Here is a 20,050-nt window from a genome sequence, read left to right on the forward strand (position 1 = left end):
ACTCCGAAAACTTGTTACTTGTCAGTGGAAATGGGCTGCTTCAGAAGAAGCACGTAAGCCATTGCTGCCACCGATGCCACGGCAGCACTGATCAAAAATGCGGAAGCGAATGAGCCGGATTGTTGGATGCTGAAGCCAGTGACAATGGGTGCCACCGATCCCGCCAGGTAACCGCCGAAGTTCTGGATAGAGCCGAAGGAAGCAACCCGTCGACTATCCACGACTGTGTTAGCGATCATCCAAGCAGTTGAGCTGGCCATGTTGACGCTGAACAATGCACCGCACAGCAACACCACGCTGAGGATGAAGCCACTGCCGAACGACAGAGGGATGGTGAATGCAGCAGCTGAGAACAGTGCGCAGACAACTACGAGCTTCCGGCTACCCAGTACGGTGGCCCCATTCTTCACCAGTCGGTCACAGAAACGGCCAGCGACGATGGTGCCCAAGGCGCCAAATACATAGGCCAAGGAAACGATCCAGGCAGTTTGATACAGGCTGAGACCGTGCTCACGCTCGAAATAACCTGGCAACCAGGTGAGGTGCAGCCATAGCATGTAGATCACGCCCATGAACCCCAGGACTGCACCCCAAGTGCTTTTGTGCTGGAACAGCTCAGCCCACGCGCTCAACTGAGCTTTCACGCTGGGCCTTGCTGTAATTGCTGCCTGCCTCTGTGCTTGCGTAGCCAGTAGACGTTCGCGTTCCTCTGCAGGAAGCTCAGCCAAAAAACGCTCTTTGCTCTTGTAGAAGGCGAACCAGCAGGCAGCGATCAAGATTCCAAAAACGCCGGTGGCAATGAACATGCCACGCCATCCCCAATTGACCATCAGCAGGGTCAAGAGTGGTGGCGCGATGCAAGGCCCTATGCATGTCGACGACAACACGATCCCAGTGGGCGTCCCACGCTTCTCAGCTTCGAACCACTCTGAAAGTGCCTTAGCAGCTGAAGGAAACATTGGTGCTTCACCGATACCCAGCACGATCCGCAAACCGATGAACGCAGAGAATGTGTTGATCAAGCCAGAAGCAGTTTGAGCAACAGACCAGCCAAGAAGCGCTGCGCCCAGTGAAATCTTGCTGCCCAGGCGATCAATGATCACACCCAGTGGAAGCTGAGCCAGGGCATATGCCAACGAGAACGCTGACAGGAGGATGCCCATCTGGGAAGGCGTAATCCCCATATCCCGCTGGATAGAGGTGTTTGCAATCGACAAAGCGCTCCGATCCACATAGTTGATGATGCCGATCACCAGCAGCAGGCTGACGGTGATGACCTGGTACTTCTTGAAGGGGTTTGAGCTCGCCACCGTTTCAGGCTTACGGTTGAGCTCCGCTTCCGCATATTTGGTGTTCATAGGCGTTCACTTTCTTGTTATTGGATGAGGGCAGGATTTCGAGGCTTACATGGAGGCCTCGAGAATCCACTGGTAATCCTCTGCAGAAGCTTCACGCGGGTTTGTGCGATGGCTGTGATCTGCGAGAGCGCCTTTGATGATTTTGGGGAACATGTCTTCAGTGACTTCCAGCTCCCGCAGGCCGGTTGGCAGGCCGAGTGCTCGGGTCATGTCCCGGATCGCATCTTCGATTTGGCTTTCGTCAGCCAACCCCATCGCTTGAGCAATACGCGCTGTCTTGTGCTCGTTGACCATGGTCGCTGCCTTGCGGTTGAACTGGATCACAGCCGGCAGGAAGATTGCGTTGAGAGTGCCGTGGTGCAGGCGAGGATTGATGCCGCCCAGCGAGTGGCTCAGGCTATGAACGCAACCCAGACCTTTCTGGAACGCGAGAGCGCCTTGCAGGGAAGCACTCATCATGTTGGTGCGACCTTCCAGATTTTTCGGATCTTGGGTAGCGGTTTCGATGAAGCGCCAGGCACGCCACAGGCCGTCCAATGCAATACCGTCCGCAGGTGGGTTGAACGACGGAGCCATGAAGGTTTCGAGGCAGTGGGCAATCGCATCCATCCCGGTAGCAGCAGTCAAAACTGCAGGCAGGCCAAGAGTCAGTTCCGGGTCACAGATTGCAGATTTTGGAACAACGTGGGGGGAGATCACGCCAACCTTACGGCCATCGTCCAAGATGAGAATGGCGCCACGACCAACTTCGCTGCCGGTGCCGGCAGTGGTCGGCACTGCGATCACAGGGGCCGTTGCTGGAGTGATGCGAGCCAGGCCACCTTCGATGACAGCGAAGCTTTTCAGCGGGCCTTCGTGCTTGGCGCATACGGCTACACCTTTGGCAAGGTCAATAGCGGAACCGCCGCCGATGGCGATGATGCCGTCGCAACCGCATTCCTTGAACATGGCCACTGCTTCACGAACAGCATTTTCGTTTGGGTTGGGTGGCGTGCCGTCATAGATCGGCAGCTGAACAGTGGAGTCGGTGAATTTGCTCAGAGCTACATCGACGATACCTGCCGCACGGACACCACGGTCAGTGACGATCAAAGGGCGGGTAATACCAATGCGCTGACACTCTGCAGGCAGGAGCGAAATAGCTCCGACTTCAAACTGGATCTGGGTGATGTAATTGATCAGGGACATGGGGTCTCCTCGAGCCTACTGGCTTTGTTATTTGGGCCGATCTCAGGCCAATCCGCCGCACCGAGTGCGACATCGTGCCGCGCCAGTATAGAAATCTGAATTCAGCCGTGGTATTGAGAACAATCCATACAGGTATAACTAGGATTCATACCAAATGACCCCGTCCCTCAACTCGATCATGTCCAGGCTCCACGCTAGACACCTGCGATTGCTCATCGAGCTGGACGAGCACCGCTCTCTTCTCGGAGCCGCAAATAGCGTGGGGCTGACACAACCTGGGGCAAGCAAGGCCCTTCAGGAAATCGAGACGACTTTTGGTACGACGCTTTTTAATCGCAACAACCGTGGGCTTGAACCAACGGCTGCCGGCTATTGCGCCATCAGGTACGCCAGGGTGGTGCAGACTGATATCTCGAACCTGCGGCACGATTTGGATGCGATCCTGAGAGGGGTCGGGGGACGCCTTGCGGTGGGGGCGATCATGGGGGCAGTGCCGCTGTTGATGAAGGCGGTCTCCCAGCTGACTGCTATACAGCCGGAAATGTCATTCGAGATCATTGAGGACACCAGCCAATCGCTCTTAACCCAGATCGAGAGCGGGCGTCTGGACATGGCCCTGTGCCGGACGAGTGTGAGCAGTTCGCCGCATCTTTTCTCGAGTGCGTTTGTTCAGGACGAGACTCTGGCGGTCATCGCCAACATCGACCACCCCCTCCAGGCCGCTGGAGCACTTCGCTTGGAGGAGTTGGCTGAAAGTCGGTGGATCGTCTACCGGGCCAACATGCCTATGCGGGTGCAGCTTGAGCGAGAGTTCCATGATGCGGGCATCCGCTTCCCTCTGCACCTGGTGGAGACCACGTCGATTCTGGCAACGCTGTCACTGCTGCAGAACCAGCCCGAATTCGTTGCGCTTGTGTCAATCGATGTGGCCAAGCAGTGCGTCCAGCACAACCGCGTATGCATCTTGCCCTTGGCCATCAAGTCCGTAAGCGACCCCTACGAGTTGGTAACACGCAGAGGTAGCCAGGCCACGCCTGCTATGGAGCAATTGAGGGGGTTGCTGATACCAATCGGGCTCGACGATGCAGGCAGCCCTGAATCGCTTTAATCAGGAGGTGGTCGGGCACTGCGACCGAACCACAATCCCCACTGACCTACGTCAAAACTCGTCGCAGCCTGAAGAGTTACGGCGAACTATAATGAAAATACTTTGTCACGTTATTGGATCCGAAACTGCTTTCGGAGTCTAGCTCGCTCGAATGAGATTCAAAATAATGATCCCATCGGCGATTAGGACGACTTCAGCTGGAGGCTGTTCTCCATGGACGCGATCAAAAGCTGCTATCACCCCATCGATGCGGCAATTCTTTGGTGCGATCTGGCCGATCACACCGCAGAGATCTTACAGGTCGAAATAGCCCACTCAGGTGAGCTACTCAAGCATTTTCCGCAGTGGCCCTGTCTCCACTTCTATGTGGAGCGCATCTACGACGCCATTGCCGCGGGTGAGCTACCGGCAACGTTCCTCGGCGGGCCCATTACGCTCAACGACCACGCCGAGCGAGTGTATTGGTCCATACGCCGTCCGGATCTGCGGGCCTGGTTTGCGCTAAACCATCCGGAGGAAAAACCCGAATTCCTGTTCCCCAAAAATATCGACCACCTCGAATGCGTGAGTTTGAACGCCTTTTTGGCTGTGCAAGCTGAACGGGACTTCTACGCGCGTGAGTTTGAGAAAATGCATCAGGCCTACGATTCTGTTGTCGAAGAGATGACGGTCTACAAGCGCCATGAAAACGAGCTAACGGCGCAGCTTGATGCAGCGGAGCCAGCCCCTGAAGCCTCCGCCAGCGTCCACTACACGATCATCGGCGCCCTACTGGCAATCACCGTAGGCAAGTCGAAATCCGGCCAAGTGCAGTCGATCTATAAAAATCAGACTGCGGTAGTCCAGGCTATTTTGTCTCAATTTCCCGGCCTACATGGTTTGAGCAAACACACCCTTGATCGGAAATTTGCGTTGGCTCGCCGCCATTTGGCCCAAGCGGAGCAGGCCTAACTCCGAATAGCCAGGCAATGGCGGCCATTGCCTGGCAATGATTTTTCACCCCCACGGACCTTCACTGACTGTCACATCCCACTGCGCGCCACATGGCGCTAAGGAGTGACACCATGCAACCGGCCAGCCCTGCCCCAGCTTCCGCCGATCGCCACATCATGCGCCGCGATGAGGTGGAACAAAAAACCGGCTTCAAACGCTCGCACATCTACAACTTGATGAAGGCCGGACTATTCCCGCAATGCCGGCGCATCGGCACGCGCGCGGTCGGTTGGGACTCACTGGAGATTGAGCAGTGGGTTCAGGATCGCCTGTCTGTTCGGGAGTAGTGCCATGAAAGTCCTTTCGCTGATCTCGACCAAGGGCGGGGCCGGCAAGACCACGGTTGCCGCCAACCTCGGCGGCCTGCTTGCCGACGCGGGCTTGAAGGTGCTGCTGCTCGACCTAGACAGTCAACCGACGTTGTCCAGCTACTACGCTCTGTGCAAGTCACGTGAAGCGGGCAGTTACGAACTGATCTCGCAGCGGCTCACGGTTGCCGAGCAGATCATTTCCGTCACCACCATCCCGCGGCTTGAACTGATCGTTTCCAACGACCGCGCGGGCCACCTGGGCACCGTACTGCTGCACGCGCCCGATGGCCGACTGCGCCTGCGCAACCTGCTACCCGCATTTGCCGATCAGTACGATGTGCTGATCGTCGACACCCAGGGCGCGCGCAGCGTGGTGGTGGAAATGGCCATCCTCGCCTCCGATTGTGCGCTATGCCCGTTGCCACCGGAAATGCTCGCGGCACGCGAACTGCGCCGCGGCACGCTCGGCCTGTTCGAAGAGCTGGAACCCTACCGCTACCTCGGCGTGTACTTGCCCCCGGTGAAACTGCTTCTCAATCAGGTGAACGCCAACCGGCGCGATACCTGCCTGATCATGCAGAGCCTGCGCAACACCTTTGCCGCCGACCCGCATGTCAGCGTTTGTAAAACGGTGATTCCCGATCGCGTCGCGTACCTCAATGCCGCGTCATTGGGATTGCCGGTGCATCGGGTCGAGTCGAAAGACGCCCCTCGATCGCGCAGTCGCTGCGCGGCCGATGTCATGCGGGCACTGGCCAATGAACTGTTCCCTGAGTGGGAGCAGCGACTGGCCCAGACCAGGGTCCGTGCGCGCTCTTTTCCCAACAGCACTGCCTCAGTGGAATGCTTCACCGGCCGACCAGCTTAGTGCCACATCCATCCCTCGCTGCCCCACTCACGCGGCCGATCGGGAGGGCCTGAGCAGTCCGTCTGCATTGACAGATCAAGGGCAAGTTCATGAAACCGCCAACCTCCGAAGACATCACGCGCAAGCTCCAACACGGGCACTTCCCACAGCGGGCAGCACAGGTATCGCCCACCGATCCCGACTGTGACACGCCGATGGTCGTGACCCTGGAGCAGCTGCGGCCCTACGAGCACAATCCGCGTTTCATCCGTAACCCGTTGTACGAGGAGTTGAAGGCCTCAATCCGAGACCGCGGCCTAGACCAGCCCCCGTCCATTACGCGCAGGCCCGGCGAGCCGCAGTTCATCATCCGCAACGGCGGCAACACCCGCCTGAGTATTCTCGGCGAACTGTGGCAAGAAACCCGTGAGGAACGCTTCTTCCGCATCCATTGCCTGTTTCGCCCCTGGCAGTCGGAGCTGCATACGCTGCTGGGCCATCTGGCCGAAAGTGACCTGCACGGCCAACTCACCTTCATCGAGCGAGCACTGGCCGTGGCCAAGTTCCGGGACATGCTGCTGGTAGACAACGGTAGCCTGAGTCAACGTGAACTGGCAGCGCAACTATCGGCGGGCGGCTACCCGATCTCGCAATCGCACATCAGCCGGATGCTGGACACCCTCGAGCACCTGCTGCCAGCTATCCCACAGACTTTGTACGCCGGCTTGGGCAAACCTTCGATCGAGCGGATCATTAGCCTGCGTCGACGCGCCGAATCGGTGTGGAATCGGTACGTTGCGACACAGTTGGATTTCACCGCGTTGTGGTTGGAGGTGCTGTCCACGTTCGACTGCACAGCCGCGGAGCTGGACACCGCCGAGCTGCAGGACGAACTGCTCGCGCAGATGGCGAAAGTCTTGGACCAGTCACCACGTCTGCTTGCGTTGGAGCTGATCCAGGATAACGGCCAGGCATCACGTCAGCCACTGACGCCCGAGCTGTCCCTGCCCCCGCCGCTGGGCGTGGGCCAAGACACCGAAACCACCTCCGGTAGTGAGCCTGAAGCCCCCACGGGGCTCCACTCACCGGAACCGGCCTGCCCTCTGCAACCGGCCGACAGGGTACCCGAACAAGCAAACCTGAAGCAGCCTCCTGCCGTCACCCGTGAACAGGTACGCACTCCAACTGCGCCACCGCCCGCTCAGTCTGCCGATATCGGCAGTGCTGGGCGCCTGTGCTTGCCCGATTCACTGGATACCCTCTGGCCGATACCGCCGGCTATAGAAGACCTGGTGCAACTGCGCCAGGCCTGCGCGCAGTTGGCCAGCGAACTGGCCGGCTACGCCAATGCGCCTCACATGGTCTGCGCCACGGAGGAAGGCCTGGGTTTCTCATTGGCGCCCGATACAGCAGCGCCTTCGACACCCCACCACACCGGTATTCAACTGCTGTTGGGCGCGCTGCTGCGCGTGCAGGACGACGTTGCCTGGGAGCAACGCCAGCAGCTCCCGGCAGCGCTGTTTGGTCAACTGCTGCTGGGTGTCTACGACCTGCCACTGATCGAGCGCCCAGCGCTCGCGATCGGGATTGAGCGGCTCCCCGATCCTCAATTGGCGCAACTGTTTTCACTTATCCGGCTCTCTCGACGCCTGATCGAACTCACGCTGTCGTCCACCCGCTGACACCCGGAGGTGCCGCATGAGCACGTCGTTCAATCTGCTGAACCACGCCATGTTGAACCAGGTCCTGCATGAACTGCGCCACGGCCGGCTGCAGCGGTGCAAAGCCTTGGGCCTCGGCGACGAAGACATCGAGGTGCTGCAGTCGCTGCCGCCCACGACCTTGTCCCACCTGGCGCACTCCACGATTGCCTGGGTCGAGATTAAGGTCGACACCACGGTGCTGCGTCGGCTGATCGCCCAGGCCGAACGCGACGAACTGAATGAGCGGCTGATCAACCGTGCCCTCAAGCTTGGGGCAAGTTCGAACATCATGTACCGCTGCTTCGGCCTCGACCACTCCGACACGGCGTTGCGTCGGCGAATCCTGAAGATCGAGACCCATCGCGGCCGTCCTGTCCAGCTCAGCGAAGCCCAGGAACATGCCGTGTGGAACCGTTGGCGCCAGTTGCGAGCTGAAGATCCGGACAGCGAGCCGCTGGACGCGATGATGATGCTGGCCGAGGAACAACAGATCAGCCTGACCCTGATCTGGCAGCAGATCGAGCTTTACGGAGGTATCCCATGCTGAACTTCTACACCGTGGACTGGGCCGATGTGGTGCGCCAGAGCATGGTCACGCTCAAGCGCTGTCTGGAGCAGGCCGAGCAAGCCAAGGCCGCCCGTGCACTGGCTGAGGGGCCGGGCTTCGTGTACCACGGCAGCCACGAACCGTTACCGCGGGGATTGCTGCAGGATCGCCGGCTCACACCCGTGGAGCGCAATCTCTGGTTGGTGCTGCGCTGGTTGATCACCGAACGGCAGATGCGTACCCCACGATATCAGGACCTGCAGCCGTACCTGGCGACCAGCCCCTGTGGCGCGCAGGCTTCACGCGAGACCATCGCCCGCGCGCTGAATGTGCTGCGTGCTACCCGCTGGCTCAGCCTGAGCGAACGGTATCGCGATGAGCAGGGTTGCCTGCGCGGCTGTGTCTACGTGCTCCATGATGCGCCGCTGTCCCCCGCGCAAGCCATCGACCAAGATGCCGGTTACCTACCCCTGATCAGCCAAAACCTGACCCATGCCACCAAAGGCGTGCGCGATCTCGCTCAACACCTCCTCCGGGAGCTACGGGCGGATCCGGAGGTGGCTGACGAGGCCTTGGCCATGATGGCTTCTGTCCCCGCAAGAGGCGCTCAACAGGCCTTGCCGCTGCAGGCCGACAGCCATGCCGAGCATTCCGAACTAGGCGAAGCGCACAGCGTTCGGTTTGCCACAACGTCCTCGACTGATTCCGAATCCAGCGTGAACGTCCCAGCTACGGCTGCCGTTCGGAATCCAACGCACGACCGTACCGTACAAAAACAAAGCAAAAAAAGTACAGTACCGCCCGACTCGGCCAGTGGCAGCGCCGCTTGGCCGGAGGGTCTGCAGTTGAGCCCGACTGAACAGCGCCGAGCCAACCAGGCGCTGCGCCAGCTCGAGCCCGCACAGCGACAAGCGGTGATCAATGAAGCAGCGGTTCGCTGTAGCCGCGGCGACATTCGCAAACCCATTGCCTACTTGTTGGGGCTGATCAAGCGAGCCTGCCAGGGCGAATTCACGCTTTGGGCCGCACGAAGCGATGTACCACCAGCACCGCGCAAGCGCACTCGCCCGCCTGAGCCGGCTGATGAGCGCTCACGGGAATCCGGAAGCCGGGTGGCCTCGCCGCTGGCCAAGGCGTACCTGGAGCAGCTCAAGCTTCGCTGCGGTGTCGTCAACGGGGCAACCTAACAGCGCACTGAGTATTCCAAGTCTCCAACGTTCAGCGGACCGCAATGGATTTGATCACAGTGGCATCACTCCAGTGACGTGTTCTAGTCAGACATGATCATTCAAGGAGTGTGATCTGCGTGATGGCTGTAAGGTCGCAGCTTTGACCAATGCCAGAATGAAGCAATTAGCTGCGTTGGCGCTCAGTGGATTTGATCACAGTGGCATCAATGCCAAGACCGTTGAGATCCCAAGCAATGTGAGCCCATCGCCTTCACATTGATCACTGCCAGGTCGCCCGAGAACGCAGATCGTCGACGGCATTCCAACGGCGAGGATCTGGCGATGGTCGACCACTATCAGCTCAACTTGGGTTCACTGCGCAGCAGTATCACCCTCACCCTGCACACCCATCACGCTGCGCGCCTATGGCAGGGCCGTGCGGGACAAGAAGGGGTGTTCGCCATCATGGGCATGGCGGGTTACATCAGTGTCACCAATCTGCTCAAGCAGGCGAGCAGCCAGGACGACCCCTTCGCCGACTGGTTCATGCTGCAACTCGAAGACAAGGTACTGCAGGCCAAGGCCGAGCTGCTAGCGTTGACCGAACAGGTCAAACTGGTCGAGCGTGACCTGCCCACCCAGGTCAGCATCGGCGACAACCTGAACATTCACCCTGTCACCCTGCCCCTGTTCATCGGCAGCCAGTTGGGGTTTCTCGCCGTCTACTTGCTGACCGACTACGACACCCTGGTACGTCGCGTGCTGCTGGCCCACCACACCGCGCTGATCGGCCGGGTCGACATGGAACACTGGATCGATCGCGGCGCCCACCTGCTACGCAGTCTGTTCAGCATGGCGCAGTTGTACCGACTGGCCGGGGTCAGCCGGGATGATATGGCCGCCAACAACGCCCGCGCCCGCGAAGCCATCGACAAGTTCGGCACCCCACCCCAGGACATTCTCGAAGGCACGCGGCGCTCGCAATTTGCGCCGCCCATCGTGCGCACCGCCAAGCCCGCACTGCCCCCTGAGACCGATCAGCTTGATGACGACGTGGAGTCTTCGCCCGGCGACCCCGCCGAAGGCGGTGAAGCGTGACCTTGGCCGAAGCAGTCGCCCGCAGTTTGTCATCGGAGGCCTATCGCGAGTTTGAACACAGTGCCTCTCTAAAAGGCCTTTTAAAGCCTTTTAAGGGTAAGGGGGAGCTGGCCCAGTTCGCCGAGACAATCAAACAGCTGCGAGGCGAACTCGAGACGCTGATGGCCGCGATGCTGGCGATCATGGCGCAGCCACCCTTCTCGTTGCTCGAGTTGCGACTGAGCGTCCAGCACAGCTCCCAGGGCGCCTGCTTCCTACGCTGGCGCAGCCCGGACTTCAAGCGCATGGGCGTGGAGGTCTGGCAGCAGGCGATGGCACATCCGCTGCTGCAGCCAGAACTGCGCCAGGCGCTGTACCAGCTGGAAGCCAACCGGATCGTCCTCAACCTGCAGATGAGCAGCCTGAACTCGCTCTATCGCCAGGTACTCACCGGCGCCCTCAAACTCGCGTATGCCGATGACGTCCTTTTCGATACCACCACCGAGGAGAATCACCCATGAGCACGTTCTTTGTTGGCGAAGGCAACATCGGCAGTCCGCCTGAGTTTCAGGAATTCAACAACAACCCGGACGAGCCGAAGCGGCTGCTGCGGTTGAATGTCTATTTCGACAACCCAGTACCGCGCGAGGGCGGCTACGAAGACCGCGGCGGCTACTGGGCCCCGGTCGAGCTCTGGCACCGCGATGCCGAGCACTGGAGCACGCTGTACCAGAAAGGCATGCGTGTCCTGGTCATGGGCCGGACCGTCAAGGATGAGTGGGAAGACAGCGAGGACAATGCCCGGGTGACGTTCAAGGTAGAGGCGCGGCACATCGGCATCCTGCCCCACCGCCTGGCCAGCGTGTCCATGCGCGAGAAGGCCAGTGATAATGGTGGCAGCAGCCGCAAGCCGGCCGGCAAGAAAACTACCCGCAAGGCCACCTGAGCGAGTGGACGTCAGTGGAACCGTGCCCTTCAGCGCGATACCGCTCAGTCGCGGGGCCCCACACGGCGGGCGACGCCGCTTAGGTCCCCCTCGATCAACCCTTTGACTTCCTCCAGGTACTGGTCCAGGGCAAGGAACGCCCGCCAGTGCGCCGGCGCCTCCTTGACCCAAGCGATCAACCTGGCACGTGCGGCCTGATTGTTAGGCTCCTGGTGGGTGGCCATGAACAACTCGCAGGCCTTGATCGCTAACGCATCCGCTTCATGCTGCTCAAGTTCGTCCAATCCGCTATCTCCGTGTGACGATCAGGTCACCGTACTCTCATTGGGTGATACGCCCCGTTAGGTTGATATTCAACCTTTTAGGGCGTTAATATCCTTGGGTGGCTGGTCAACCATACGGGTTGAATTGGAGAGCCACCCCGTTGCCAGTCAAAGAGCCTAGCCCACAACACATCGGCCGCCAGTTGGCCAAGTACCGCCGCGCGCAGGGCTTTACCCAGGCGCAAGTCGGTGAGCGCCTGGAGATCGGCACCGAAGCGGTGTCGCGCATGGAGCGCGGCAAAGTCGAGCTGACCGTGCCCAAGTTGCTGCAGTTGGCGGATATGTATGGCTGTCCGGCCGATGAGCTGCTGCTGGCCATCAGTCCTCGGCCACAGGATCAGGGGCAGAAGATTGCCTCACTGATCAAGGACCTCGGCGAGACGGACAAGCAGTTTGCCCTGGACCTTCTGCAGACTGTGACCGCACACCTCGCGCAACGGTAAGGCCTTCGCTGCATGCAGCCACGCCGATATGATCTCGGCCAGTTCAGGTTTTCTCTAGCGCTCCCCTGCCACGCGACCACCCTGTCGGTACCTGACCGAGAGGGCCACGCTATGCGCCTCTACATCTGCGAAAAACCGTCTCAAGCCCGCGACATCGCCCGGGTACTGCAGGCTCATCGTCGCGGCGATGGCTGCCTGCAGGGCACGGGAGTAACCGTGACCTGGTGCGTAGGTCACCTGCTGGAGACCGCACCACCGGAAACCTATGGCCAGCAGTTCAAGCGCTGGTCGCTGGAGCACCTGCCGATCATCCCGCAGCACTGGCAACTGGTGGTGAAGCCCAAGGTCGCCGCGCAGTTGAAGGCCATCAGCCGGCTGCTGCAGGCCTGCGCCGAGGTGGTGATTGCCACCGATGCCGACCGCGAGGGCGAGATGATTGCTCGGGAGATTCTCGAACGCTGCCAGTACCACGGGCCTGTCCTGCGCCTATGGCTGTCCGCCCTCGACGACGCCTCGATTCGCCGGGCGCTGGCGACGTTGCGGCCGGGCGAGCAAACCCTGCCGCTGTACCACTGTGCCCTCGCCCGGTCGCGGGCCGATTGGCTGGTTGGCATCAACCTCAGCCGATTGTTCACCCTGCTCGGTCGCCGCGCCGGCTTCGACGGCACGCTGCCTGTAGGTCGCGTACAGACACCGACCCTGCGCCTGGTGGTTGAACGTGACCGCGCTATCGCCAGCTTTGCCGCCCGGCCGTACTGGACCGTAGACGTTGTGCTGCAGGATGACGGGGCTGAGTTTGAGGCACGCTGGCAGCCATCCGCTGCACACTGCGATGATACCGGTCGCTGCGTTGATCAGGTGGCGGCCGAGCAAGCTGCCCGGCGCCTGGCAACTGCGCGTTCAGTACAAGTCGAGCGGGTCGACGTTGAACACGTGACGGAGGGGCCGCCCTTGCCGTTCGACCTGGGCACGCTGCAGGAGGTCTGCTCGGCCAAACTCGGCCTGGGCGCGCAGGAAACCCTCAGTGTGGCGCAGGCACTGTACGAAACCCACAAGGCCACCACCTACCCCCGCAGCGACTGTGGCTACCTGCCAGAGAGCATGCTGGACGAAGTGCCGCGCGTGCTGCATGCCTTGGCAGCGGCCGATCCGGCGCTTGGCCAGCGCTTCAAGGAGCTTGATCCGACACGACGCTCCCGCGCCTGGAACGGCAGCAAGGTCACCGCCCACCACGGCATCATCCCCACCGCCGTGGTGATCCCGCTGGATCAGTTGTCCGAGCGCGAGCGCGCCGTGTACACCCTGATCCGCGCTCGCTACCTGGCGCAGTTTCTGCCCCACCACGAATACCTGAAAACCCAGGTGCAGCTGCGCAGCCAGGCCGATCAGTTGCTGGCTCGCGGCAAGCAGATCCAGATACGTGGCTGGAAGGCCGTTATCGACGAAACCGATGCCACTGAGCCGACCGAGCAAACGCAGCGGCTCCCCACCTTGCAGGAAGGTGCGTCGGTTGGTGTGCGCGACGCCAAGGTCAACACGCAGCGCACCCAGCCGCCCAAACCCTACACCGAAGGCACACTGGTCAAGGCGATGAAAACCATCGCCAACCAGGTGGTCGACGCGCGCCTGAAACAAACCTTGAAAGACAGCATTGGCATCGGCACCGAGGCCACTCGCGCCGCGATCATCCAAGGCCTGATCGATCACCGCTACCTGACCAAGAAAAAGCGCAGCCTGGCGGCGTCTGCTGCCGCCCACACGTTGATCGAGGCCGTTCCGCGTGAGGTGGCTGATCCAGTGATGACCGCGGTGTGGGAACAGGCACTGGCACGGATCGAGACCGGGCAACTGAGTGTCGAGGCGTTTCTCGCCAAGCAGTCGACCTGGCTCACCCAGGTGGTACGCAGCCAGGCCTCGTTGAACCTGCAGCTACCCCGTTCGAAAGGTCCAGCCTGCCCTGTGTGCCGAAGCCCCATGCGCCAGCGCAAAGGCCGCACCGGCAACTTCTGGTCCTGTGTGCGCTACCCGGACTGCAAGGGCACTAAGCCAGTGAAGGCCAGCGCGGCGCCCGCCAAGCCGAAGCGTTCCTGAATGCTTGACGCTAGGGGCCGTCACTGATGTAGTGAACAGGCCATTCGCCGTTTGGCGACCCCAGGCCGATTCGCTCCGGGCAGCTCGGCCAGACTCGTTGAGTTCGGAGCCTCTTTCACCGTGCTGTATCGCTGTTCCGGATGTCTAAGGTTCCCGAGACGGATGCCCCGTGCGACCTGTTGCAGGCTGTAGGGGTCATCCGCCTCGGCGACGATGCTCAGTGCCGGTGCCCGCCGGCGAAAAAACGGGCGCCGTTTGTGCGCGGATGCGTGCCAGTTATCCCGACCCAGGCCACGACAAGGGTCGGTTGATCAGGGGGAAGCGACAGCGGAAGTGGAGCGACGACTTCGCTGTCAATGGACCGGATCAAGGGTGGCCCTGCTGTTCCTAGCCCGACGACCGTTGGGCTATTTTTTCGCACGTTTGTGTCCACTGTGCACCACCCACGTCCACACCTCTTAACCCCTTCAAAACCGCTGTTGACGGGCGCTACGCACCGTTCTATAGATGAACTGCACCACGCTGTCGATGACAGCACCAGGTAGCCGGGACCTGCAAGGCTACGCTCTCCCCAGAGTGGTTCCTCCCAAAGTGCGACTAGCGTTCGGTGGCTCGCACGGTCGTCGCTCCCCGCGATGATGAGCGCTCTTACACCACTGCTGTTGCACCTGACCTTCCCTTGCGGACTCACCCCCGCCAGGGCCGGTGAATATCCGCGTTTCTCGCAAACAGGAGATTCACCATGACCACAGCAAACACTGCTGCCCCCGCCACCTACTTCAACCTGCACACCCAAGGCATTGGTTACTTGAACCGCGTGCGCGAAGTGCCGGTACGGCGTGGACAGCCCTTTATGGCCTGCGACATCGCCGCCTTGCACGGTGCGTCGGATGACGTCGAGTACACCCGCTTCGACTGCAAGGTCGCTGGCGGTGAAGCCGAACGGCTGATCCGCGAACACCTCGAGGATGTCCGTGCCGAACGCAAGGTGCTGATCGCGTTTCGCATTGGCGACCTCTGGGTCGACGCCTTCACCTACGAAAAAGGCGATCGCAAAGGCCAACCCGGTGCCAGCCTCAAAGGCAGGCTGATCTTCATCGAGTGGATCAAGGTCAACGGTCAGCTCACCTACAAAGCGCCCGCTCGGCAGGATGCTTCCTCGGCTGAACTGCCGTCCGAAGCGGCAGAAGAGCATGCGCCGAATCCTTCACACAGTGCCGATCAGGCTCAGGACCAGGCCACGCAACCTGCTTGAGACGGATGCTCCACCACAGAGGCGCTCGCATGAGCGCCTTTTCTCATCCCTGGAGGTTGCCATGGAGAGTTACTGGCTCTGTGAAGATTGCCTACACGCCGTCGTCTACGACGACTTCAGCAGCTTGTCGCTGTACTACAGCGAGGCCGAAGTCGACCAGCGAATCACGCAGATGCGTAGGGAGCTGCAGGAGTTACTGCCACTCAGCGCTGATTTCGATCCGGAAACCGGTGTCGGCATCGACCCCTTCCCCACTCGCCCCTGCGAAGCCTGTCATTCCCCGTTGCACGGCACCCGGCATCGTTTCACCCGCCTGTGACCGCCTGACCCTAACCACAGGGGACTCCTCCCGGAGCGCCCCTGCACACGAGGTTCTGCTCATGAAAACGCCATTGACCCTGGTCGAGCCCCTCGACCCCGTCCAGACCCAGCGCGCCCACGAAGATGCGTTGATCAGCGAAGCCCTGCAGTTGCTGGACCAACGCTACTTTCAGCGCGGCGAAGTGCTGATCACACCCGCCGACGCCGCGTCCTACCTGAAGCTGCGCCTGGCGCACTATCACCACGAGGTGTTTGCCCTGCTGTACCTCGACTCACGCCACCGCGTGCTGGACTTCGAGGTGTTGTTTTTCGGCAGCATCGACGGTGCCTCGGTCTACCCCCGTGAAGTGGTGGTCAAGGCACTGGCACACAACGCCGCGGCGGTCATCCTCAGCCACAACCACCCCTCCGGGTGCCCTGAGCCCAGCGATGCCGACCGCGTGCTGACAACCCGCCTGACCGAAGTCTTGGCGCTGGTCGAGGTCCGCGTTCTGGACCACATCATCGTCGGTGAAGGTCAGCCCCTGTCCCTGGCCGAATATGGCTGGATCTAACCCTCTCTCTCGCCACCGCCTGCATGGGGTGGCGTTCTGTGTTAATTGGAGCGCCACTATGCTCACTTCAACCCCCAGCCCGTTTGCCCGCGGCCTCCATGCGTTCGCCTGCGAACGCGTGGTCCAGATCCACTACGACGATCAGTGCCCACCCTGCTACCGTCCTCTGCACACCGCCCAGCTGGAATTGGACGACGATCACATCAACTGCCAGGCGTGCGTATTCGATGACGACTGCGCCGTCATCACGGAAGGCCACGATGTCTCTGGCTTCCTTCGCATGCAGTTGCCCGCGGATGGTGTGGTCACCACCGTGCTGTACCAGGTCACCGCTGAGCGGCTGACTGGCTCGGTACACCTCGGCGATCTTCCCAGCCAAGAAGCAGCGGACCAACTCATGCAGCAGCTGTCCTTTGCCACCGGCCATTACAGCCGCAGCTGGGAGATCAGCTCATCCCACCTACCGGCCGATGAGTACGCCTACCTTGAGCAGCTTGCCCGTGGCGAACGACCGGCCGGCTTCTTTGAATGCTTCCGGTTGGTCAGTAACCGTTCCGTCGGCTGCAAGCTGTACTCGACACCCTGGCACCGCAGCGCCCAAGTGGAGGGCCTCGGTTGCTCAGCGGCGGAGGTCTGCATTCGCCTGCTGGACGAGCACGTACCGCCTGTGTTGATGACCCTGTTGCTGCTGGCCGGCCAGGCCGACACGCGTTTCCTAGTGTTTGATCCCGATGCAGCCCCGCTGGCAGGACTGCCGGTGTTCACTGACGATTGACCCAAGGCGTCCTGCAGGGCGCCTTTTTTATGTGTTGGGCCCGATAAACCGGCCGGCCAATTTCGGTTTTTCAGTGGGTACACCTCGCGCGCGTTGCCAAGGTGTCGGCACCTACTGTCGAGACCTGCTCATGCACACGCCCGCATTCCCTTGCCTTATCCTGATGCTCGCGCTGGCGGGCTGCAGCACGTCGCCTGCCATCACCCCACCGATGGCACCAGCCAAAGCCGTACCAGCTCCGGCCTCTCAATCCAAGCCGTTGTCAGCGTCACCAGCGTGGGTCCGCCAGGACCGCTACACCCTGGTCAGCACGCGACCGACGCTGGAGCAGCGTCAGCCGTTGTTCCAACTCATCACCGTGCAAATCTCACCGAAGCTGCACGCGACGGTCGGTGATGCCCTGCGTCACGTGCTGCAGCGATCGGGCTACTCGCTCTGCGCCAATCGCGCCGAGGTCACCACCTTGTTCAGCCGTCCCCTGCCGGCGGTACAGCACCAACTCGGGCCGATGGCGCTGCTTGACGCGTTGACCATCCTTGGCGGCCCGGCCTGGCGGCTCATTATCGACCCGGTCGAACGCAGCGTGTGCTACGCCCTTCGCGCACCGGTGCCCGCCCCACCTCACCCGCCTCTGGAGATCACGCCATGAAGGTCCATCACTTTCAGGCCCTGGTGCTCGGGGCGCTGTGCCTCGGCGCCGCCGTGCTGGCCGCCGTCGCCTACAACCACCAGCAACAACTCACCGCGCTCCTGGTCGCAGCTGATAATGCGCCAGCCGATCCAGCCCCGGCGCTGCGGCGGGACCTCGATGCACTCGGCGCCACCGTCGCGGCACTTCCACCGCAAGTCAAAGCGCTGGGCGAGCACCAGCGTCAGCAGGCGGCGAGCTTCGTGGCATTGAGCAAACAGCTGGATGAGGTGAGCGCTTCGCTCAAGTCCATTGAAGCGGTGCCTGTAGGTCCGACCAAGGCCGACCTGGCCGCGCTGGAACAGAGAATGGGCAACGCCGAAATCGCCGTCCACGCCCTTGTGGCACGACCGGTTGCGCCATCCGCACAACCCCAGCCTGCAGCCCCTGCCAAACCGGCCGCCAAAACCCAAACCCCGACGCCGCCATTCACCTTGCTGGGTGTCGAGACCCGTGGCGAGGTTAGGTTTGTCTCGGCTCAACCGGCCGGCATGCATGCCCTGTCGACCGTCCACTTGCTGCAGCCCGGTGACAGATTGAACGGCTGGCAGCTCAAGACCATTCGCCGGAATCAGGCCGTATTCCAGGTGCCTGGCCTCGGCGAACGTTCGCTGCCCTTGCCGTGAAGAGGTTCATATGGTGCGGTTCATGACTCTCTCGCTGCTCCTATTCCCCATCTACCTGTTACCGGGATCGGGATGGAGCGCACCCGCCACGGTTGAAACGCAGAAGCAGTCCAGCGAGCAGGTCCAGTTGCAGCAAGCGCGATCTGCTGCACAGGCCAAGGCCTGGGGGCTGACCGATGACGAATGGGCCAAGTTCGAGCGCCTGCAGAGCGGCCCCCGCCAGTATTGGTCACCGCAACTCGACCCACTGACCACCTTGGGCGTGGAAGCCGACTCGGACCAGGAGCGTCAGCGCTACGCCGAGCTGCAGGTGCGACTCGAAGCCAAGCGCGCCGAGCGCGAGCTGGCCTATCAAAAAGCCTATACCGCGGCTTGGACGCGGCTGTTCCCGGGGCTAGTGCCGGTGCAGGGGATGAGTGATGCCGTAACCCTGTCGAGCAACCCGCGCTATGCCGTGTTTGTGGAAGACCCGTGTTCGACCTGTGAGGCCAGCCTCCGCCGATGGCTCAGCACAAGCGCCCGCCTGGACGTCTATCTGGTGGGCAGCCAAGGCGACGATGCGCGCATTCAGCAATGGGCGCGCAAAGTGGGCATTACCCCGGTCCAGGTCAACAGCGGCCAAGTCACCCTCAATCACGACCGCGGCCGCTGGTTCGCCCTCGGCGCCAGCCGCCCCCTGCCCGCACGCTTTCAACAGGTGGAAGGGAAATGGCAGCGCCTCGACTGATACTCGCCCTGGCCCTGATGGGGGCGACTGCCGCCCAAGCTGGCGGCCTGCCCCCGCCGGCGTACCAGCTGGCTGCCGCCCAGGCCGGCATCCCGGCCTCGGTGCTGTTCGTCATTGCCCAGCAGGAGAGCGGTACCTCTCTGCGCGGGCAGCTCATCCCCTGGCCGTGGACCTTGAATGTGGCCGGCACGCCGCAGCGTTTCGCCACCCGTGACCAGGCCTGTACTGCACTCACCGTTGCGCTCACCCAGCATGATCCCAAGCGCATCGATGTCGGCCTGGGGCAAACCAACCTGGGTTACCACCCCGAGCGCTACCCCACCGCCTGCGATGCCCTCGATCCGCGTAGCAACCTCGCTGTCACCGCCGACCTGTTGCGCGAGCACTACGCCGACGTCGGTGACTGGGTCATCGCCGCCGGCCGCTACCACCGGCCTGCGGGTGGAGCCCCGGCGGCGCGCTACCGTATGCAGTTCAGCCAGCACTGGCAGCGCCTTGAAGCCGCCATGCCCAGCCGTGGAGGGCCACGCTCATGATTGATGTTCGTTGGAGCGCACTGATCAGCTGGCTCGCGTGGTCGTTGGCTGCCGGGGCATCGCTTTTGACAATGCCCCCCGCCATGGCCGTCGAGTCGACCGCGCCGGCCGAACGACGCGACCCACGCACTTTGAACTGGGTGCTGCCGGTGCACAGCGCCCGCCTCACGCCGGGTGAGGTGCCGCGCAAAGTACTGGACCTGCCAGGCATGGTCCCGCTGTTCCTGGTTGGGGCGGATGCCGCCTCATTGGCGTGGCTGGCACAGCACGCGCCAGCGCTGAATCGGTTGGGCGCCAACGGCCTGGCTGTTGAGGTTGCCGATGCTGCGGCGCTGCAGCGCATCCAGGCGGTCGCGCCTGGCTTGGCCATCTGGCCGGTCAGTGGCGACGACATCGCCGAGCGGCTGGAGCTGAAGCACTACCCCGTACTGATCACACCGACCGGCCTCGAGCAGTGAGGTACT

Annotated in this window: 24 protein-coding genes; 21 read left to right on the forward strand and 3 right to left on the reverse strand. The window is 61.7% G+C overall.

All coding sequences use genetic code 11. From position 1 onward, the window contains the following. Positions 1-14: 14 nt before the first annotated feature. Both BJQ17_RS04700 and BJQ17_RS04705 read right to left on the reverse strand, forming a co-directional pair. Entirely contained in the window at positions 15-1,358 is a 1,344-nt protein-coding gene (locus BJQ17_RS04700; protein ID WP_070095586.1) for an MFS transporter, read from the reverse strand. A gap of 45 nt (positions 1,359-1,403) precedes the next feature. Beyond that, entirely contained in the window at positions 1,404-2,546 is a 1,143-nt protein-coding gene (locus BJQ17_RS04705) for an iron-containing alcohol dehydrogenase (protein WP_047595526.1), read from the reverse strand. Positions 2,547-2,700: 154 nt separating this feature from the next. On the opposite strand from BJQ17_RS04705, the gene BJQ17_RS04710 reads away from it, so the two are divergent. The 10 genes from BJQ17_RS04710 (at position 2,701) to BJQ17_RS04755 (ending at position 11,247) form a co-directional block, all read left to right on the forward strand. Beyond that, positions 2,701-3,654 carry a LysR family transcriptional regulator gene (locus tag BJQ17_RS04710; RefSeq protein WP_070095587.1) on the forward strand — a complete coding sequence of 318 codons (954 nt, stop codon included), beginning with the start codon at positions 2,701-2,703 and terminating at the stop codon, positions 3,652-3,654. A gap of 213 nt (positions 3,655-3,867) precedes the next feature. Continuing rightward, positions 3,868-4,605 carry a hypothetical protein gene (locus BJQ17_RS04715; protein ID WP_063423924.1) on the forward strand — a complete coding sequence of 246 codons (738 nt, stop codon included), beginning with the start codon at positions 3,868-3,870 and terminating at the stop codon, positions 4,603-4,605. Positions 4,606-4,718: 113 nt separating this feature from the next. Beyond that, the gene (locus BJQ17_RS04720; RefSeq protein ID WP_010799440.1) at positions 4,719-4,934 is read left to right on the forward strand and encodes an AlpA family transcriptional regulator; all 216 of its coding nucleotides are present in this window, start codon (positions 4,719-4,721) and stop codon (positions 4,932-4,934) included. Between the two features lie 4 nt (positions 4,935-4,938). Beyond that, the gene (locus BJQ17_RS04725) at positions 4,939-5,826 is read left to right on the forward strand and encodes a ParA family protein (protein WP_070095588.1); all 888 of its coding nucleotides are present in this window, start codon (positions 4,939-4,941) and stop codon (positions 5,824-5,826) included. Between the two features lie 89 nt (positions 5,827-5,915). Beyond that, positions 5,916-7,487 (forward strand): ParB family protein, encoded by a 1,572-nt coding sequence (locus tag BJQ17_RS04730; RefSeq protein WP_070095589.1) that lies wholly within the window; start codon positions 5,916-5,918, stop codon positions 7,485-7,487. Positions 7,488-7,503: 16 nt separating this feature from the next. Continuing rightward, positions 7,504-8,055 (forward strand): DUF2857 domain-containing protein, encoded by a 552-nt coding sequence (locus BJQ17_RS04735; RefSeq protein WP_070095590.1) that lies wholly within the window; start codon positions 7,504-7,506, stop codon positions 8,053-8,055. Next, a complete protein-coding gene (locus BJQ17_RS04740; protein WP_070095591.1) occupies positions 8,049-9,242 on the forward strand; it encodes an STY4528 family pathogenicity island replication protein in 1,194 nt (397 codons plus the stop codon). The genes BJQ17_RS04735 and BJQ17_RS04740 overlap by 7 nt, the downstream gene beginning before the upstream one ends. 324 nt (positions 9,243-9,566) lie before the next feature. Then, positions 9,567-10,322, forward strand: a complete 756-nt coding sequence (locus BJQ17_RS04745; protein WP_070095592.1) for a PFL_4669 family integrating conjugative element protein — start codon at positions 9,567-9,569, stop codon at positions 10,320-10,322. Continuing rightward, positions 10,319-10,822 (forward strand): DUF3158 family protein, encoded by a 504-nt coding sequence (locus BJQ17_RS04750; RefSeq protein ID WP_070095593.1) that lies wholly within the window; start codon positions 10,319-10,321, stop codon positions 10,820-10,822. The genes BJQ17_RS04745 and BJQ17_RS04750 overlap by 4 nt, the downstream gene beginning before the upstream one ends. Next, positions 10,819-11,247 carry a single-stranded DNA-binding protein gene (locus BJQ17_RS04755; protein ID WP_070095594.1) on the forward strand — a complete coding sequence of 143 codons (429 nt, stop codon included), beginning with the start codon at positions 10,819-10,821 and terminating at the stop codon, positions 11,245-11,247. Before BJQ17_RS04750 ends, BJQ17_RS04755 begins: the two co-directional genes overlap by 4 nt. A 44-nt stretch (positions 11,248-11,291) precedes the next feature. On the opposite strand, the gene BJQ17_RS04760 is transcribed toward BJQ17_RS04755, so the two are convergent. Next, positions 11,292-11,471 (reverse strand): hypothetical protein, encoded by a 180-nt coding sequence (locus BJQ17_RS04760; protein WP_070095672.1) that lies wholly within the window; start codon positions 11,469-11,471, stop codon positions 11,292-11,294. 200 nt (positions 11,472-11,671) lie between these two features. On the opposite strand from BJQ17_RS04760, the gene BJQ17_RS04765 reads away from it, so the two are divergent. The 11 genes from BJQ17_RS04765 to BJQ17_RS04815 all read left to right on the forward strand — a co-directional run bounded on the left by BJQ17_RS04765 (position 11,672) and on the right by BJQ17_RS04815 (position 20,044). Further along, positions 11,672-12,013 (forward strand): helix-turn-helix domain-containing protein, encoded by a 342-nt coding sequence (locus tag BJQ17_RS04765; protein WP_070095595.1) that lies wholly within the window; start codon positions 11,672-11,674, stop codon positions 12,011-12,013. 111 nt (positions 12,014-12,124) lie between these two features. Then, on the forward strand, positions 12,125-14,104 hold the full coding sequence (locus BJQ17_RS04770) for a DNA topoisomerase III (RefSeq protein WP_070095596.1): 1,980 nt from the start codon (positions 12,125-12,127) through the stop codon (positions 14,102-14,104). Positions 14,105-14,846: 742 nt separating this feature from the next. Then, positions 14,847-15,359, forward strand: coding sequence for an STY4534 family ICE replication protein (locus BJQ17_RS04775; RefSeq protein WP_070095597.1), 513 nt, complete (start codon positions 14,847-14,849; stop codon positions 15,357-15,359). Between the two features lie 61 nt (positions 15,360-15,420). Beyond that, positions 15,421-15,678 (forward strand): hypothetical protein, encoded by a 258-nt coding sequence (locus tag BJQ17_RS04780; RefSeq protein WP_070095598.1) that lies wholly within the window; start codon positions 15,421-15,423, stop codon positions 15,676-15,678. A gap of 61 nt (positions 15,679-15,739) precedes the next feature. Continuing rightward, on the forward strand, positions 15,740-16,234 hold the full coding sequence (gene radC / locus BJQ17_RS04785) for a DNA repair protein RadC (protein ID WP_070095599.1): 495 nt from the start codon (positions 15,740-15,742) through the stop codon (positions 16,232-16,234). 58 nt (positions 16,235-16,292) lie between these two features. Next, a complete protein-coding gene (locus BJQ17_RS04790) occupies positions 16,293-17,009 on the forward strand; it encodes a hypothetical protein (RefSeq protein ID WP_070095600.1) in 717 nt (238 codons plus the stop codon). A 130-nt stretch (positions 17,010-17,139) separates the two neighbouring features. Then, positions 17,140-17,658, forward strand: a complete 519-nt coding sequence (locus tag BJQ17_RS04795; protein ID WP_070095601.1) for a PilL N-terminal domain-containing protein — start codon at positions 17,140-17,142, stop codon at positions 17,656-17,658. Continuing rightward, positions 17,655-18,323 (forward strand): hypothetical protein, encoded by a 669-nt coding sequence (locus BJQ17_RS04800; protein ID WP_070095602.1) that lies wholly within the window; start codon positions 17,655-17,657, stop codon positions 18,321-18,323. Before BJQ17_RS04795 ends, BJQ17_RS04800 begins: the two co-directional genes overlap by 4 nt. Before the next feature lie 10 nt (positions 18,324-18,333). Further along, on the forward strand, positions 18,334-19,050 hold the full coding sequence (locus tag BJQ17_RS04805) for a TIGR03759 family integrating conjugative element protein (protein WP_070095603.1): 717 nt from the start codon (positions 18,334-18,336) through the stop codon (positions 19,048-19,050). Beyond that, positions 19,032-19,586, forward strand: a complete 555-nt coding sequence (locus BJQ17_RS04810; RefSeq protein WP_070095604.1) for a transglycosylase — start codon at positions 19,032-19,034, stop codon at positions 19,584-19,586. The genes BJQ17_RS04805 and BJQ17_RS04810 overlap by 19 nt, the downstream gene beginning before the upstream one ends. Continuing rightward, entirely contained in the window at positions 19,583-20,044 is a 462-nt protein-coding gene (locus tag BJQ17_RS04815; RefSeq protein WP_070095605.1) for an integrating conjugative element protein, read from the forward strand. Before BJQ17_RS04810 ends, BJQ17_RS04815 begins: the two co-directional genes overlap by 4 nt. Positions 20,045-20,050: the final 6 nt, after the last annotated feature.

The sequence above is a fragment of the Pseudomonas sp. NBRC 111139 genome (assembly GCF_001753955.1).
GTDB classification, from domain to species: Bacteria; Pseudomonadota; Gammaproteobacteria; order Pseudomonadales; family Pseudomonadaceae; genus Aquipseudomonas; species Aquipseudomonas alloputida.

What these genes read in the sequence shown, in the direction of transcription:
- radC (WP_070095599.1), top strand. Translation starts at nt 15,740, where the DNA reads ATGAAAACGCCATTGACCCTGGTCGAGCCCCTCGACCCCGTCCAGACC.
- BJQ17_RS04725 (WP_070095588.1), top strand. Translation starts at nt 4,939, where the DNA reads ATGAAAGTCCTTTCGCTGATCTCGACCAAGGGCGGGGCCGGCAAGACC.
- BJQ17_RS04705 (WP_047595526.1), bottom strand. Translation starts at nt 2,546, where the DNA reads ATGTCCCTGATCAATTACATCACCCAGATCCAGTTTGAAGTCGGAGCT.
- BJQ17_RS04755 (WP_070095594.1), top strand. Translation starts at nt 10,819, where the DNA reads ATGAGCACGTTCTTTGTTGGCGAAGGCAACATCGGCAGTCCGCCTGAG.
- BJQ17_RS04780 (WP_070095598.1), top strand. Translation starts at nt 15,421, where the DNA reads ATGGAGAGTTACTGGCTCTGTGAAGATTGCCTACACGCCGTCGTCTAC.
- BJQ17_RS04720 (WP_010799440.1), top strand. Translation starts at nt 4,719, where the DNA reads ATGCAACCGGCCAGCCCTGCCCCAGCTTCCGCCGATCGCCACATCATG.
- BJQ17_RS04790 (WP_070095600.1), top strand. Translation starts at nt 16,293, where the DNA reads ATGCTCACTTCAACCCCCAGCCCGTTTGCCCGCGGCCTCCATGCGTTC.
- BJQ17_RS04700 (WP_070095586.1), bottom strand. Translation starts at nt 1,358, where the DNA reads ATGAACACCAAATATGCGGAAGCGGAGCTCAACCGTAAGCCTGAAACG.
- BJQ17_RS04770 (WP_070095596.1), top strand. Translation starts at nt 12,125, where the DNA reads ATGCGCCTCTACATCTGCGAAAAACCGTCTCAAGCCCGCGACATCGCC.
- BJQ17_RS04710 (WP_070095587.1), top strand. Translation starts at nt 2,701, where the DNA reads ATGACCCCGTCCCTCAACTCGATCATGTCCAGGCTCCACGCTAGACAC.
- BJQ17_RS04815 (WP_070095605.1), top strand. Translation starts at nt 19,583, where the DNA reads ATGATTGATGTTCGTTGGAGCGCACTGATCAGCTGGCTCGCGTGGTCG.
- BJQ17_RS04715 (WP_063423924.1), top strand. Translation starts at nt 3,868, where the DNA reads ATGGACGCGATCAAAAGCTGCTATCACCCCATCGATGCGGCAATTCTT.
- BJQ17_RS04730 (WP_070095589.1), top strand. Translation starts at nt 5,916, where the DNA reads ATGAAACCGCCAACCTCCGAAGACATCACGCGCAAGCTCCAACACGGG.
- BJQ17_RS04795 (WP_070095601.1), top strand. Translation starts at nt 17,140, where the DNA reads ATGCACACGCCCGCATTCCCTTGCCTTATCCTGATGCTCGCGCTGGCG.
- BJQ17_RS04760 (WP_070095672.1), bottom strand. Translation starts at nt 11,471, where the DNA reads ATGGCCACCCACCAGGAGCCTAACAATCAGGCCGCACGTGCCAGGTTG.
- BJQ17_RS04800 (WP_070095602.1), top strand. Translation starts at nt 17,655, where the DNA reads ATGAAGGTCCATCACTTTCAGGCCCTGGTGCTCGGGGCGCTGTGCCTC.
- BJQ17_RS04810 (WP_070095604.1), top strand. Translation starts at nt 19,032, where the DNA reads ATGGCAGCGCCTCGACTGATACTCGCCCTGGCCCTGATGGGGGCGACT.
- BJQ17_RS04745 (WP_070095592.1), top strand. Translation starts at nt 9,567, where the DNA reads ATGGTCGACCACTATCAGCTCAACTTGGGTTCACTGCGCAGCAGTATC.
- BJQ17_RS04805 (WP_070095603.1), top strand. Translation starts at nt 18,334, where the DNA reads ATGGTGCGGTTCATGACTCTCTCGCTGCTCCTATTCCCCATCTACCTG.
- BJQ17_RS04735 (WP_070095590.1), top strand. Translation starts at nt 7,504, where the DNA reads ATGAGCACGTCGTTCAATCTGCTGAACCACGCCATGTTGAACCAGGTC.
- BJQ17_RS04740 (WP_070095591.1), top strand. Translation starts at nt 8,049, where the DNA reads ATGCTGAACTTCTACACCGTGGACTGGGCCGATGTGGTGCGCCAGAGC.
- BJQ17_RS04775 (WP_070095597.1), top strand. Translation starts at nt 14,847, where the DNA reads ATGACCACAGCAAACACTGCTGCCCCCGCCACCTACTTCAACCTGCAC.